Source organism: Streptomyces macrosporus (assembly GCF_039533145.1).
Lineage (GTDB): Bacteria > Actinomycetota > Actinomycetes > Streptomycetales > Streptomycetaceae > Streptomyces > Streptomyces macrosporus.
This window is the reverse complement of sequence record NZ_BAAASZ010000052.1, coordinates 201038-215313: the sequence shown is the minus strand read 5'-3', so window position 1 is coordinate 215313 and position 14276 is coordinate 201038. Positions and strand designations below refer to the sequence as shown.

The window sequence follows — 14276 nt, the reverse complement described above, 5'->3', positions numbered from 1 at the left end:
ACGGTCGGGGGCCGTCGCGCGTCAGACGGCGTGGAGCCGGGCGAGCGTCCGCTCCAGCTCCTCCCGCAGGACGCGCCCGGCCTCCTCGGCGTCCCCCCGCACGACGGCGTCCACGAGGGCGGCGTGGGAGTCGTCCCCGTGGTTCGGGTCGTCGGAGCGCAGGCGGAGGAGGTCCAGCAGGTCGATCAGCCCTTGGCGCAGCAGGGGCGCGAACTCGGTGAACAGCCGGGTGAGCACGGGGTTGTGCGCCGCGTCGACCACGGCCGCGTGGAGAGCGATGTCGGCGTCGACGAACCCGGCGTTGTCGCCGTCCGCGGCCGCGCGGCGCCGGTCCAGGGCCGCGCGCACGGCGGCGACGTCCTCCTCGGTGCGGCGCCGCGCGGCCAGTTGCGCGGCCTCGACCTCCAGGAGCATCCGGACCTCGTAGACGTCGGTGACGGCCGCCCGACGGAGCTGGTCGGCCAGGTCCTCCCGGGGCCCGGTGGCGACGACGAAGACGCCGGCGCCCTGACGCGCCCGCACGAGCCCGGCGCCGGCGAGCGCGCGGAGCGCCTCGCGGACCGTCGACCGTCCCACGCCGAGGGCCTTGGCCAGGGACGTCTCGCCGGGGAGCTTCGTCCCGACGGGCCAGCGGCCCTCGGTGATCTGCTCGCGCAGCCGCTCGGCCGCCTGCTCGACCAGCGGCGTCGGCCGCAGGGCCTCCAAGGACATCCGGCCTTCCCCCTTCCCCGAACTCCTCAGGTTGTCCGAGGAGTTGTTTCCGGTTACCGTACCCGACGTGTCACAGCGCGTGCTCCTCGTCCTCGGTCGCCGCCGCGGGGCCTGACACGACCGGCTCCCCGCGACGGGTGCCGCGCCGCGCCGGTCACCGTACGGCCGAGTGAAAGAGGTCCGTTCCATGGCTCCGCCCTCCCCGACCGCGGCGTCCCCCGCCCCGCGCACCCCGTCCGGCGACCTCCCGCCGGCCGCCGCCCCCCGCGAGGGGAGCCCGCCCGTGACCACGGCACCGGTGCTCCGCGTGGACGGCGTGGACCTCGTCCGCGACGGCTCCCCGATCCTGTCCGAGATCTCGCTGACGGTGCGGTCCGGGGAGCACTGGGCGCTGCTCGGCCCCAACGGCGCGGGCAAGAGCACCCTGCTCGGCCTCCTGGGCGCGCTCACCCACCCCACCTGCGGCACGGTCGAGGTCCTGGGCCACCGGCTGGGCCGGGTCGACCTGCGCGAACTGCGCTCCCACGTCGGGCACGTGGACCCGCGGCACCCCCTGCGCACCCCGCTGAAGGTCCGGGACGTGGTGCTGACCGGGCTGACCAACACCGTCGAGCGGGTCCCCCGGTGGCACCCGACGCCGGAGCAGACCGCCGAGGCCGACCGCCTCGTCGACCTGCTCGGCCTCGGCCACCGCCGCGAGGCACGGTGGCCGACCCTCTCCCAGGGCGAGAGGGGCCGCGCGCTGATCGCGCGGGCGCTCATGCCCAGACCGCGGCTGCTGCTGCTCGACGAGCCCGCGACCGGCCTGGACGTCGCCGGCCGCGAACAGCTCGTCGATCGGCTCGACACGCTCCACCGCGCCCACCCGGAACTGGCGTCGGTCCTGGTCACCCACCACCTGGAGGAACTCCCGCCCGGCACGACGCACGCGCTGCTGCTGCGCGAGGGGCGGTGCCTGGCCTCCGGCCCGGTCGACGAGGTACTCACCGACGACCGGATCGGCACGTGCTTCGACCACCCGCTCCGCCTCACCCGTCTCGACGGCCGGTGGAGCGTGCGGACCGACCGCGCGTCCGGGGCGGGGCTTTCCCGAGAGGCCGTGTGACCGGGCCTCAGCCCTTCGGCTGGGTGAAGCGGATGCGGTTGCCGAAGGGGTCGCGGAGGCCGCAGTCGATCCCGTAGGGGCGCTCGGTGGGCTCCTCGGTGAACTCGACGCCCCGGTCCAGCAGCGTCTTGTACGTCGTGTGGCAGTCGTCCGTGGTGAGGATGAGCCAGCCGCCCATCGCGCCCTTGGTCACCAACTCGCGGACCTGCCGCGCCGTCTCCTCGGACATCGCCGGAGTGCCCGGCTTCTCCAGCAGGATCTGGCGGTCCGGCCGGCCGGGGACGCTGACGGTCAGCCAGCGCATGAAGCCCATGTCGACGTCGGCGACCACCTCCAGACCGAGCTTGCCGACGTAGAAGTCGAGGGCCTCGTCCTGGTCGAGGACGTATATCGCCGAATGCGTGATCGCGGTGAACATGCGCGCCACGCTACGGGGTGGGGCGGACGGAAACTTGTCCAAAACTGCTCGATCGAAGGGCGGTACGGTCAGGCGCTCGGCCGGGTCCACGCCATCGTGAAGCACGTCGGCACGCCCGCGGACGCCGCTTCCCTCCGGTACGTCCTCGGCGACCGGCCGACGATGTCGCGGAACGTGCGGCTGAAGGTTCCCGGGCTGCCGAAGCCGACGTCGAAGCAGATGTCCGTCACGCTGCGGTCGGTCTCCCGCAGCAGGAACATCGCACGCTCGACACGGCGGCGCTGCAGGTAGCGGTGCGGCGTCTCGCCGAACACGGCCCGGAAGGTGCGCGTGAAGTGCGCCTCCGACACGTGGACGATCCGGGCCAGGGCCGGGACGTCCAGCGGCTGCGCGTAGGCGCGGTCCATCGCGTCCCGCGCCCGGAGCATACGGCGGTTGGTCTCTTCTGCGGCGCGGCTCACGGCGCCATCACACCACGGTTCCCCGCCGTCCGCGTCCGTTCCTCCTCACCCGTCGGCGTCCGGGAACGGGCTCACCGCCCTTCCCCGCCCGCACCGGTACCGGACTCCGTGTCGGACCCGGCTGGTACCTCCGGGGGAACGCAGGGGCACGGCACCGCCGGCGGGGGGAAGGAGGCGCGCGGCCGTGATCGTCGAGTCCAGCGGGAACCCGCCGCACGACGACGCGCAGGCCCCGATCCACGAAACGGCACCGGCGGAACACGTCCCGGCTCCGGGACGTCGAGGACGGCCTGGACGACCTCGTACGTCTCGTCGGCGAACCGGGACCGGCGAGCATCGCCGTGCCTCCTCTGGGCTGCGGCCACGGGGGGTTGCCCTGGCCCCGGGTGTGTTCGCCGATCGTCGAGAAGCCCGGGGCGCTGCCCGTCGAGGTCACGCTGTACGGCATGGGCGCTCCTGCTCCCGACGACGCGTCCACGCGCACCCGACGCTCCCGAGAGGACCGCCGAGGGGGTCCGCTTCCCGACGGCCCCGTCCCCGGAACGTAGGGCCGACGGCCGATGCGCCACGGACCACCGCGTCCCTACGCTTCCGGACGCAACCGCCACCTCCGGAGGGAAGCCCGTGCCCGTCGACGGCCGCAGTCACATCCGTATCGCCCGCCCGTCCCGCGACCTCGCGGCGGCGGAACGCTTCTGGAGGGACGGGCTGGGGCTGAGCGTGCTGTACCGGGCCGAGGGCGGCGAACGCCCCGGCGAGCACGACCTGTTGATGCTGGGGTGGCCGGACGCCTCCTGGCACCTGGAGCTCGTCCACGACCGGGCCCACCCGGTCGAGCCGCGTCCCACCGAGGAGGACCTGCTGGTGGTCTACCTCGACGGTCCCGTGCCCGAGGAGGCGGTGGCGCGGCTGGAGGAGCACGGCGGCCGGCGCGTGGCGTCCCCGAACCCGTACTGGAACGCGTGGGGCGTCACCGTCGAGGACCCGGACGGCTACCGGCTGGTGCTGTGCCGGCGCGGGTGGTCCGGCTCCTGAGTGGCCCGGGGCCCGGGAAACCCCGTTGCGCGCGGGCCGCCGGTCGCCGACGATCTCCCCCATGCACCACACGGGGGAGCGATCGTGAGCGCACGGCTGCGCGGCATCGCGAAGCAGACCGAGGAGATCGTCGAACGGGGCCGGTACACGGCGCCCGGGGGCCGGGAGGTGTCCATCGCCGCGGCCGTCGCCGCCGCGATGGAGGGAACCGGGCTGTTCGGGCCCGAGCCGGTGCCGGTGCCGGAACCCCCGGCGCGGAACTCCGCGCCCACCGTCGTCGAGGTGACCGGGGAGAGCAGCCTGGAGGCCGCCCGCAGGCTCGTCGCGGACGGTCCGGGCCCGGTGGCGGTCCTCGACTTCGCCTCCGCGCGCAACCCGGGCGGCGGCTACCTCAACGGGGCGCAGGCGCAGGAGGAGGCGCTGTGCCGAGCCTCCGCGCTCTACGCCTGCCTGCTGCGCGCCCCCGAGTACTACGAGCACCACCGGGCGGAGCGCAGCGCCTTCTACAGCGACCGGGTCATCCACGCGCCGGGCGTGCCGGTGTTCCGCGACGACCGCGGGGCACTGCTCGACGAGCCGTTCGAGGTCGGTTTCCTCGTCTCGCCCGCGCCCAACGCCGGCGTCATCGGGAACCGCGCCCCCGAGGAGGCCGGCCGCATCCCGGGCGCGCTGCGCACGCGCGCCGAGCGGGTCCTCGAAGTGGCCGCGGCGCACGACTACCGAGCGCTCGTGCTGGGCGCGTGGGGCTGCGGCGTGTTCCGGAACGACCCGGCGGTCGTCGCCGACGCGTTCCGCACCCACCTGGCGGCCGGCGGCCGGTTCGCCGACCGGTTCGCGCACGTCGTCTTCGCCGTCCTCGACCGCCGCGCCGACTCGCCGACGCGGGCCGCCTTCCACCGGGCCTTCGCCGATCTCGCCCGGCCCTGACCCGCCCCGGCGGAAAGAGGAGTACGTCCGCGCCGAGGAGCGCCGGGCGGGCTACCGGCACGTCCACTCGCCCGTGCTCGGGAAACGGGAGCTGTACGAGATCTCCGGGCACTGGTCCCTCTACGGCGAGGACATGTTCCCCCCGATGAACCTCGGCGGGGAGCAGGTCGTCCTGCGGCCGAGCCTGTGTCCCCACCACGCGCTGATCTACCGCTCCCGTTCCCGCAGCCACCGCGAACTCCCGCTGCGCCTGGCCGAGTTGGGCGGCATGTACCGCTCCGAGCTCTCGGGCGTGCTGGGTGGGCTGACCCGCGTGCGGGCGATCCACCTCAACGACGCGCACGTCTTCTGCACCCTCGACCAGGCCGTCGGCGAGGCGAGCGCCGCCCTGGACCTGATCCGCCGGGCGTACCGGGTGCTCGGCATCCGCCCCGTCCGCCACCGGCTCTCGCTCCCCGGTCCCGGCGGGAAGTACGTCGACGCCCCGGAGATGTGGCGGCGGGCCACCGCGCTGCTGACCGACGTCCTCGACCGCTCCGGCCTGGCGTACGAGGCCGTCGAGGGCGAGGCGGCGTTCTACGGCCCCAGGATCGACGTCCAGGTCGCCGACAGCGCCGGACGGGAGTCCACCCTGTCCACCGTCCAGATCGACTTCCACCAGCCCGAACGGTTCGACCTGCGCTACATCGGCCCGGACGGCGCCGAACACCGGCCGGTCATGGTCCACCGGAGCGTCATCGGCAGTGTGGAGAGGGTCGTCGCGCACCTCGTCGAACTGTACGGCGGCGCCTTCCCGGCCTGGTTCGCCCCCGTCCAACTGGTGGTCCTCCCCGTCTCCGAGGCCGAACTGCCCCACGCCGAGGAGTTCGTGCGGCAGTGCGTCGACCGGGGGCTGCGCGCCGAGGTCGCGGGGCCGGAGCGGGGGAGCCTGGGCGCACGTGTCCGGGCCGCCCGGCTCGTCCCCTACCAGGCGGTGATCGGCGCCAGGGAGGCCGCCGACGGCCGGGTGGCCCTGCGCCTGCGCGACGGGCGCCGCCTCGACCCGCTGCCCGCCGACGACGTCCTGACCCGTGTCGGCGCCCTCGTCGCCGCCCACTCCATCGCTCTGTGGGACGGTGCGCCCGAGCCTCGGAGATGACCTCTGGGCATTCGACGCCCTTTGAGACTGCCCGGAGAAACTCTCGTGCAAAGAAAGGAATTCTCCGCCGAAAGTCTCACTGGGAAGTTCAATGAAACAATTGAACCCGCGAGCCGGCGAGCGCATCGACCACATCCGGGAGCGGAGGCTCTGAATGAAGTTCCTTCTCGAAGTCGACCTCGACGGCATGGAGCCCGGTGAGGACACCGTCCGTGAGCTGGGGCGGATCCTGCGCTACTGGGGCGGGAACCTCCACCACTACGACCTGAAGCCCGGCGACGGCTCGGACGTCTACGACTCCGCCTACCGCGAGGTCGGCCGGTGGAGCGTCACCGGAGACGCCGGGGCCTGAGCGGGCGGGCGCGACCGTGGGGACCGGGCCCGTGTGCGGCGGGCCGGTCCCGGGTCGGTTCCGGCACCTTCGGCCGGGACTTCCGCTCGGCCTCGACGTTCGCCGCCCTCCGAGCCGCCGATGTCACGGGGGCGGACCGGCCGGGGCGACCGGGTCAGTCGGGGATGCGGGCGGTGTCGAGGTCGGCGAGGATCGCCGCCACCGTCTCCTCGGGGGTCTGGTCGGAGTTGTCCAGCCACAGGCCGACGCGCGGGGTCTCCTCGCGCAGGACGCGGTCGAGCTCCTCCACCGTCCACATGCCGTAGCCCGTCTTCTCCCGCTCCTCCTCCCGGACCACCACCGTCTCGGGGCGCGGCGCGAGCACGACCACGTACAGCGGGCGCGTACGCACCGTCCCGACGTACTCGGCCAGGTCCTTGCCGAGGAGGACGTCCTGGACGACGGCGGTCCACCCGGCCTCCGCGTAGATGTCGGCCACGGTGGCGGACAGGCGGTGGCGCAGGCGGAGCTGGACGACGGCCTCGGGGGTCTCGTCGGGCTGGGGCAGCAGTTCCTCCCTGCCGGAGACGATCATCCGGCGGAACATGTCGCCCCGCACGTGCACGGTGCGTGGCAGGTGCTCGGCCAGTTCCTGGGCGACGGTGGTCTTTCCCGAGGCCATCACCCCGGTGACGACCACCACGGCGGACCCCAGGGCGAACTCCAGGGACGACCCCATGGGTGTGCACCTCCCGGTGAGGGTGTCCCGTCGATCGGCGGCACCCTCTGTCAGGGTGACACGGCCGGCGAACGGAACGCGACGATCCGCCGTCCGCCGGGCGGGACGGCGGTGGCGCTTTCCGTCCCCTCCCGTTCCTGTGCCGGCGAAGGCTGGGCATACGGATTCCGGCAGGACTTTCGATTTCCGTCGGGATCTCTCGGGGAAGGCGCCATGGACACCGGCCACGACCAGGCAGGAAGACGCACGGAGAACCGCAAGCTGCGGCTGCGCAGGCGGCTGGAGCGGTTGATCGGGATCGCGGCGACCGAGGGCAACGCCCTGGTTCCGCTGCGCAACGGCGACGAGATCTTCCCGGCGATGCTGGAGAGCATCCGGTCCGCCGAGCACACCGTCGACATGATGACGTTCGTGTACTGGCGCGGCGCGATCGCCCGGGAGTTCGCCGACGCGCTCGCCGACCGCGCCCGCGCGGGCGTCCGGGTGCGGCTGCTGCTGGACGGCTTCGGGTGCCGGCTGATCGAGCGGGACCTGCTGGAACTGATGGACCGGGCCGGGGTGCAGGTGGTCTGGTTCCGCAAGCCGATGTGGCTCTCGCCGCTGAAGCAGAACCACCGCTGCCACCGCAAGGTGCTGGTCGTGGACGAGAAGGTGGCCTACACCGGCGGGGTGGGGATAGCCGAGGAGTGGTGCGGCGACGCCCGCGACGAGCACGAGTGGCGCGACACCCACGTCCAGGTGCGCGGCCCGGCCGTGGACGGCATCGCCGCCGCCTTCGCGCAGAACTGGGCCGAGTGCGCGCCCGTCCTCTTCGACGAGCGGGACCGCTTCACCGAGCACGAGCCGCGGGGCGACGCGGTGGTGCAGGTGGTGCGCGGCTCGGCCAGCTTCGGCTGGCAGGACATGCAGACGCTGCTGCGGGTGGTGCTGGAGAGCGCGCAGGAGCGGGTGCGGTTGGCCACCGCGTACTTCGCGCCCGACCCGTACTTCGTGGAGCTGCTGTGCGCCACCGCGCGACGCGGGGTGGCGGTGGACGTCCTGCTGCCGGGCCGGTACACCGACCAGCGGGTGTGCCAACTCGCCGGGCAGCGGTACTACGAGCGGCTCACCGCGTGCGGGGTGCGGATCTGGGAGTACCGGCCGACGATGATGCACGCCAAGATCGTGACGGTCGACGGGGTCGCCGCGCTGGTGGGCTCCACCAACCTCAACCGGCGCTCGCTCGACCACGACGAGGAGGTCATGCTCGCCGTCCTGGACGAGGACTTCACCGCGACGCTGGACGGACACTTCGAGGAGGACCTGACCAGGAGCGTCCGGATCGAGGGCCGGCGGTGGCGGAGGCGGCCGGTCCTGCAACGGGTCCGGGAGGCCGCCACCGTGCCGGTCCGCCGCTTCCTGTGAGGGGTGCCCGGTGGAACACGTCCGGTGGGACGCCCGGACGCGGTGGGGGGCGGGAACCGGTCACGGTTCCCGCCCCCCACCGAGCGTCGCGGCTACTTCGCCTGCGGAGGCTTCCGCACCGAGATGTGGAGCTCCTTCAGGCGGGCCTCGTCGACCTCGCTCGGGGCGCCCATCAGCAGGTCCTGGGCGTTGCCGTTGAGCGGGAAGGCGATGGTCTCGCGGATGTTGGGCTCGTCGGCCAGCAGCATCACGATGCGGTCCACGCCCGGGGCGATGCCGCCGTGCGGCGGGGCGCCGTAGTGGAAGGCGCGGAGCATGCCGCCGAACTCGCGCTCCACCTCCTCGCGGCTGTACCCGGCGATCTCGAACGCCTTGTACATGATCTCCGGCTCGTGGTTCCGGATCGCGCCCGAGGACAGCTCGACGCCGTTGCAGACGATGTCGTACTGCCAGGCCAGGACGTCCAGCGGGTCCTTGGTCTCCAGCGCCTCCAGGCCGCCCTGCGGCATGGAGAACGGGTTGTGGGAGAACTCGATCGCGCCGGTGTCCTCATTCCGCTCGAACATCGGGAAGTCGACGATCCAGCAGAAGCGGAAGACGTTCTCCTCGAAGTGGCCGGTGCGGCGCGCGGCCTCGACGCGGACCGCGCCCATGATCTTGGAGACCTCGTCGAACTCGCCCGCGCCGAAGAAGATCGCCGTGCCCGGCTTGGCGTCTAGCTTGGACAGCAGCGCGGAGACGTCGTCCTCGGTGAGGAACTTGGCGATCGGGCCGGTCAGCTTGGACTCGTCGCCGACGCGGACCCAGGCCAGGCCCTTGGCGCCCTGCTCGACGGCGAACTCGCCCATCTGGTCGAAGAACTTGCGCGGCTGGTCGGCGGTGTCGGGGACGGCCAGGGCGCGGACGTGCTTGCCGGCGAACGCCTTGAAGTCCGAGCCGGCGAAGACCTCGGAGACGTCGACCAGTTCCAGCTTGACCCGCAGATCCGGCTTGTCGGTGCCGTACTTCAGCATCGCCTCGCGGAACGGGATGCGCGGGAAGGGCGAGGTGACGTGGCGACCGCCGCCGTACTCCTCGAAGACCTCGGTCATCACCTTCTCGATGACGCCGAAGACGTCCTCCTGCTCCACGAAGCTCATCTCGACGTCGAGCTGGTAGAACTCGCCCGGCGAGCGGTCGGCGCGGGCGTCCTCGTCGCGGAAGCAGGGCGCGATCTGGAAGTAGCGGTCGAAGCCCGCGATCATCAGCAGCTGCTTGAACTGCTGCGGGGCCTGCGGCAGCGCGTAGAACTTGCCCGGGTGCAGCCGGGAGGGCACCAGGAAGTCGCGGGCGCCCTCGGGGGAGGTGGCCGACAGGATCGGGGTGGCCAGCTCGTTGAAGCCGAGCGCGGTCATCTTCTGGCGCAGGGTCGCGATGACCGCCGAGCGCAGCATGATGTTGCGGTGCATCCGCTCGCGGCGCAGGTCGAGGAAGCGGTACTCCAGGCGCCGCTCCTCGTTGACGCCGTCCTCGGTGTTGATCGTGAAGGGCAGCGGGTCGGCGCCGCCCAGCACCTCCACCTCGGCGACCTCGATCTCGATCTCGCCGGTGGGCAGCTCGGGGTTGACGTTCTCCTCGCCGCGGGCGACGACCTGGCCGTCGACGCGGACGACGGACTCCTTGGAGATCGAGCTCAGGGCCTCGTACGGCGCGGTGTCCGGGCGGACGACGAGCTGGACGATGCCGTAGTGGTCCCGGAGATCGATGAAGAGGATGCCGCCCAGGTTCCGCCGATTGTGCAGCCAGCCGGAGAGGCGGACGTCCTTGCCGATGTCCGCCGTACGGAGCTCGCCGCAGGTGTGGGACCGGTACCGATGCATCATTCGTCCAAGTCGTCAGGTTGTCGGGTCGTTGGTCGGGCGGCTGCCGGGACACCGGCCGGGTGTGTCGCCGGGCCCGTCCGGGTCGCCTCGGGGAACGTGGCGCACGAGCCCCGAAGCGCGGACACACACGCCTCAGACTACCGCCCGGCCCTCCTCTGTCGGGTGCCCCCCGCGATATCCACATAAAGTGGAAAAGTGCGCATCGAGGACATGCTGGCGGCCACCAGGACCGGTCTGTGGCGTTGGGACAACGACACGGGTCTGAGCACCCTGGACGCCACCGCCGCCCGGCTGCTGGGGCTGCCGCCCGAGCCGACCACCCTCCGCGAGGACGACCTGCGCATCCGCTTCCACCCCATCGACTACGCCGAGCTGCACAACATCTCCGCCCTGGTGGCCACCGAGGGCACCATCGCCCAGGTGCTGATGCGGGTCGTGGCGGAGGACGGCTCGGTCGTGCGGTACGTGCGCATCCGGATGGCCCCCGCCGACCAGTCCGTGGAGCCGGAACCGGACCTGAGGGGCCTGGTGCTGTACGGCCTGATCGCCGAGGCGTCCCGGCCCGTCCGGGAACACCCCGAACTCTCGCCGGAGGAGGCCGAAGCCGCCCCCCTCGAACCCCCGGAGCCCGCCGGGGAGACCCCCACCGTGCGGTCCCCCGGCGCGCAGACGCCGATCAGCGAAGACCTGCGGCGGTCCCGCGAGACGTTCCTGATGGAGGCGGGCATGGCGCTGGCCGCGGCCCAGACCACGACCGAGGTGCTGCGGGTCGCCGGAGAGCTGTCGATGCCCGGCTTCTCCCCCTCCGACCTGGCCGTCTTCGGGGTGAGGGGCGACCGGCTGGTCCCCATCGGCGCCTACGGGCCGCACTCCGGGGCGGAGCGGCTGTTCCAGGACATCCCGATGGACAGCGAGTATCCGGCCGCCGTGGTGGCCCGCACGGGCCGGGCCGTCTACCTGTCCTCCCCCGACGAGTACCGCCGCCGGTTCGCCGCGGCGTGGTCCTTCATCGAGACCTACGGCAACCGCGCCTGGGCCTACCTGCCGCTGATGGTGGGAGGGCGGTCGATCGGCTCCTGGCTGGTCGCGTTCCGGGAGCCGGTCGCCTTCACCCCGGACGAGCGGTACGTCCTGACCACGGTGGCGCGGATGCTCGCGCAGTCGCTGTCGCGGGTGTACGTCCAGGAGTCCAAGCGGGAGCTGGCGGACAGCCTCCAGCGCACCATGCGCACCGGCCGTCGGCCGACCGTCCCGGGCATGAGGCTGGCCGGCCGGTACATGCCGGTCGGCGGCGGTCTCCAGGTGGGCGGCGACTGGTACGACGTGATCGCGCTGCCGTCCGGGCGCACGGCCCTGGTCATCGGCGACGTGCAGGGGCACGACGTACGGGCCGCGGGGATCATGACGCAGTTGCGGATCGCGCTGCGGGCCTACGCCTCCGAGGGGCACCGGCCCGACGCGGTGCTCTCCCGCACGAGCCGCTTCCTGTCGGAGCTGCTGGAGGACGACGGGGCGTACCTGTCCGAGGAGGAGACGAAGGACGTCGAGGACGACCACCGCTTCGCCACCTGCCTGTACGTGGAGGTCGACCCGGCCACGGGCACGCTCGACATCGCGCGGGCGGGCCACCCCGATCCCGTCGTCCGCCTGACCGACGGCACGGTGCTGACCCCGTCGGTGGCGCCCGGGCCGCCGCTGGGCGTCGACGCGGACACGGACTACCCGGTCACCCGTCTGGTGCTGGAGCGGGGCCAGACGCTGCTGCTGTGCACCGACGGGCTGGTCGAGGCGGGCGGCCTGGACTACGAGACCGGCTGGGAGCGGCTGCTGAGGGCGCTGGCGTCCTACTCCGAGAGCTCGCTGGAGGCGCTCGCCGACGCGTTGATCCGCACCATGCACGGACCGCCGAAGCGCCACATGACCGGCACCGGCGTCGGGCGCCGGCCCGGCGTGCACGAGGACGACATCGCGCTGCTGCTGCTGGGCCGCGACGGAGCCACCGCGCCGCCGCGCTGGCGCGCGCCCAGCCGCCGCGTCGTCATACCCGTGGGCCAGGACGAGCCGGCCCGGATCGCCGACGCCCGCCACCAGTTGCGCGAGCTGCTGTACGACTGGGCGGTCGAGGACCAGGTGGAGGGTGCCGTCCTGCTGCTGTCGGAGCTGCTGACCAACGCCCTGGTCCACACGGACGGGGACGCCACCGTGGTCGCCGAGCTGACCGGCGAGCACGGCTCGCGCCGGCTGCGCGTGGAGGTCGCCGACCGCAGCGACGAGCTGCCCCACCGCCGCAACCCCGGCGAGCTGGCCTCCCGCGGCCGGGGCCTGCTGCTGATGGAGATGGTGGCGCACGCCTGGGGCGTGGAGCCCAGGGGCGAGGGCAAGAGCATCTGGTTCGAGATCCACGAGGGCGCGGAGTCGCCCGTGGACGCCTGACCCCGCCCCGGGCGGGGCGGGGGCGCGTCCTGGGGCGCGGGCCCTCAGAGGTGGTCGGCCGGGACGCGGCCCAGCCGGCCCGCCTTGAAGTCCTCGAACGCCTGGACCAGCTCGGCGTGGCTGTTCATCACGAACGGCCCGTAGTGGGCCATCGGCTCCCGGATGGGGCGGCCGCCCAGCAGGATGACCTCCAGCCGCGGGGTGTGGGAGTCCTGGGACCGGTCGGCGCCCAGGGTCAGCGTCCCTCCCCCGGCCTCCGGCGCGGAGGAGCCCGGGCCGAAGACCGCCGCCTGGCCCAGTGCGATCGGGCGGCGCTCGGCGCCGACCGTGCCGCGGCCGGCCAGGACGTAGGCGAGGGCGTTGAAGTCCTCGCGCCAGGGGAGCGTGACCTCGGCCCCGGGGCTGACCGTGACGTGGATCATGGTGATCGGGGTGTGGGTGACGCCCGGACCGGAGTGGCCCGCGAGGTCGCCGGCGATCAGCCTCAGCAGCGCGCCGCCGTCGGCGGAGCTGAGGAGCTTCACCCGGCCGCCGCCGATGTCCTGGTAGCGGGGGGTGGTCATCTTGTCCTTGGCCGGCAGGTTCACCCAGAGCTGGACGCCGTGGAAGAGGCCGCCGTTGACGACCAGCTCCTCCGGCGGCGTCTCGATGTGGAGCAGGCCGGCTCCGGCCGTCATCCACTGGGTGTCGCCGTCGTTGATCACGCCGCCGCCGCCCGCGGAGTCCCGGTGGACGAAGCTGCCGTCGATCAGGTAGGTGACGGTCTCGAAGCCCCGGTGGGGGTGCCACGGGGTGCCCTTGGGCTCCCCGGGCGCGTAGTCCACCTCGCCCATGTGATCCATCATGATGAACGGGTCGAGGTGCCGGTAGTCGATGCCCGCGAAGGCGCGGCGCACGGGGAAGCCCTCCCCCTCGAAGCCGCTGGGGGCGGTGGTCACCGCGAGCACGGGCCGGGGTCTGGCCTCCTCGCCGGGTACGGGGACGCGCGGCAGGGCGAGCGGGTTCTCGACGGTGATCGCGGGCATGGGGACCTCCTCGGCGGGGTGGGAGATCCATAGTAGTTAAACGTTCAACATTTAACCAGGGCGTCTGTGCCGTACCCGCGCGCTCCGGCGCGCGCCCCGGTGGAAGATCAGCCGTACATCCGGCGCATCGCGAAGTCGACCATCTCCTCCACCGCCTTGGCGTCGAAGACGATCCGGTGGTCGCCCTCCATGTCCAGCACGAAGCCGTAGCCCGAGGGCAGCAGGTCGAGCACCTCGGCTCCGGTGATCACGAAGTACTTCGAGTCCTTGCCCGCGTACGCGCGCAGCTCCTTGAGGGTGGTGAACATCGGGATCACCGGCTGCTGGGTGTTGTGTAGGGCCAGGAAGCCGGGGGTGTCGCCGCGCGGGCAGTACACCTTGGACGTGGCGAAGATCGCCTGGAAGTCCTCGGCGGACATCGCGCCCGTGGTGAAGGCCCGTACGGCCTCGGCGAGGGACGGCGGCGACGGCTCCGGATAGAGCGGCTGCTGCTGGCCGTAGGCGGGCGGCGGCTGCTGGGAGGCGTAGTGCTGCTGTCCGGCGTGCGCGCCGTGCCCGGGGTGTCCGCCGTGTCCGGGGTGGCCGGTGTGACCGGCGTGCCGGCCCGCGTTTCCGGTCTGGTCGTAGCCGTACATGGACGCAAGGGTATCGACTCCCGAGCCGCCTCCACCCCCGGCGGGAGCGCCT

General features: G+C 72.9%; 13 protein-coding genes and 2 pseudogenes. 8 read left to right on the top strand and 7 right to left on the bottom strand.

Annotation, left to right across the window (positions count from 1 at the left end):
- Positions 1-21: 21 nt before the first annotated feature.
- Entirely contained in the window at positions 22-711 is a 690-nt protein-coding gene (locus ABD335_RS30355; protein ID WP_344329307.1) for a FadR/GntR family transcriptional regulator, read from the bottom strand.
- Between the two features lie 283 nt (positions 712-994).
- On the opposite strand from ABD335_RS30355, the gene ABD335_RS30350 reads away from it, so the two are divergent.
- A complete protein-coding gene (locus ABD335_RS30350) occupies positions 995-1816 on the top strand; it encodes an ABC transporter ATP-binding protein (RefSeq protein ID WP_344329305.1) in 822 nt (273 codons plus the stop codon).
- Positions 1817-1823: 7 nt separating this feature from the next.
- On the opposite strand, the gene ABD335_RS30345 is transcribed toward ABD335_RS30350, so the two are convergent.
- A complete protein-coding gene (locus tag ABD335_RS30345) occupies positions 1824-2234 on the bottom strand; it encodes a VOC family protein (RefSeq protein WP_344329304.1) in 411 nt (136 codons plus the stop codon).
- Between the two features lie 68 nt (positions 2235-2302).
- Entirely contained in the window at positions 2303-2695 is a 393-nt protein-coding gene (locus tag ABD335_RS30340) for a helix-turn-helix domain-containing protein (RefSeq protein WP_344329303.1), read from the bottom strand.
- Positions 2696-2946: 251 nt separating this feature from the next.
- Here ABD335_RS30340 and ABD335_RS31005 point away from each other — a divergent pair.
- From ABD335_RS31005 to ABD335_RS30320, 5 genes and pseudogenes are all read left to right on the top strand, one after another.
- A pseudogene (locus ABD335_RS31005) lies at positions 2947-3243 on the top strand (macro domain-containing protein); the annotation flags it as partial.
- Positions 3244-3319: 76 nt separating this feature from the next.
- The gene (locus tag ABD335_RS30335) at positions 3320-3730 is read left to right on the top strand and encodes a VOC family protein (protein WP_344329300.1); all 411 of its coding nucleotides are present in this window, start codon (positions 3320-3322) and stop codon (positions 3728-3730) included.
- Positions 3731-3814: 84 nt separating this feature from the next.
- Positions 3815-4657 carry a TIGR02452 family protein gene (locus tag ABD335_RS30330; RefSeq protein ID WP_344329299.1) on the top strand — a complete coding sequence of 281 codons (843 nt, stop codon included), beginning with the start codon at positions 3815-3817 and terminating at the stop codon, positions 4655-4657.
- A gap of 16 nt (positions 4658-4673) precedes the next feature.
- A pseudogene (locus ABD335_RS30325) lies at positions 4674-5795 on the top strand (aminoacyl--tRNA ligase-related protein); the annotation flags it as partial.
- A 154-nt stretch (positions 5796-5949) separates the two neighbouring features.
- Positions 5950-6147, top strand: coding sequence for a hypothetical protein (locus ABD335_RS30320; protein WP_344329298.1), 198 nt, complete (start codon positions 5950-5952; stop codon positions 6145-6147).
- A 154-nt stretch (positions 6148-6301) separates the two neighbouring features.
- Here ABD335_RS30320 and ABD335_RS30315 read toward each other — a convergent pair whose 3' ends face one another.
- A complete protein-coding gene (locus tag ABD335_RS30315) occupies positions 6302-6865 on the bottom strand; it encodes an AAA family ATPase (protein ID WP_344329296.1) in 564 nt (187 codons plus the stop codon).
- Positions 6866-7078: 213 nt separating this feature from the next.
- On the opposite strand from ABD335_RS30315, the gene ABD335_RS30310 reads away from it, so the two are divergent.
- The gene (locus ABD335_RS30310) at positions 7079-8269 is read left to right on the top strand and encodes a phospholipase D-like domain-containing protein (RefSeq protein WP_344329294.1); all 1191 of its coding nucleotides are present in this window, start codon (positions 7079-7081) and stop codon (positions 8267-8269) included.
- A gap of 92 nt (positions 8270-8361) precedes the next feature.
- On the opposite strand, the gene aspS is transcribed toward ABD335_RS30310, so the two are convergent.
- The gene (aspS, locus tag ABD335_RS30305) at positions 8362-10128 is read right to left on the bottom strand and encodes an aspartate--tRNA ligase (RefSeq protein WP_344329404.1); all 1767 of its coding nucleotides are present in this window, start codon (positions 10126-10128) and stop codon (positions 8362-8364) included.
- A gap of 198 nt (positions 10129-10326) precedes the next feature.
- Between aspS and ABD335_RS30300 the strand changes: the two genes are divergently transcribed.
- A complete protein-coding gene (locus ABD335_RS30300) occupies positions 10327-12564 on the top strand; it encodes a SpoIIE family protein phosphatase (RefSeq protein WP_344329292.1) in 2238 nt (745 codons plus the stop codon).
- Between the two features lie 44 nt (positions 12565-12608).
- Here ABD335_RS30300 and ABD335_RS30295 read toward each other — a convergent pair whose 3' ends face one another.
- Together ABD335_RS30295 and ABD335_RS30290 are read right to left on the bottom strand one after the other, a co-directional pair.
- On the bottom strand, positions 12609-13589 hold the full coding sequence (locus tag ABD335_RS30295) for a pirin family protein (RefSeq protein WP_344329290.1): 981 nt from the start codon (positions 13587-13589) through the stop codon (positions 12609-12611).
- Between the two features lie 107 nt (positions 13590-13696).
- Positions 13697-14224 carry an SseB family protein gene (locus ABD335_RS30290; protein ID WP_344329289.1) on the bottom strand — a complete coding sequence of 176 codons (528 nt, stop codon included), beginning with the start codon at positions 14222-14224 and terminating at the stop codon, positions 13697-13699.
- Positions 14225-14276 lie beyond the last annotated feature (52 nt).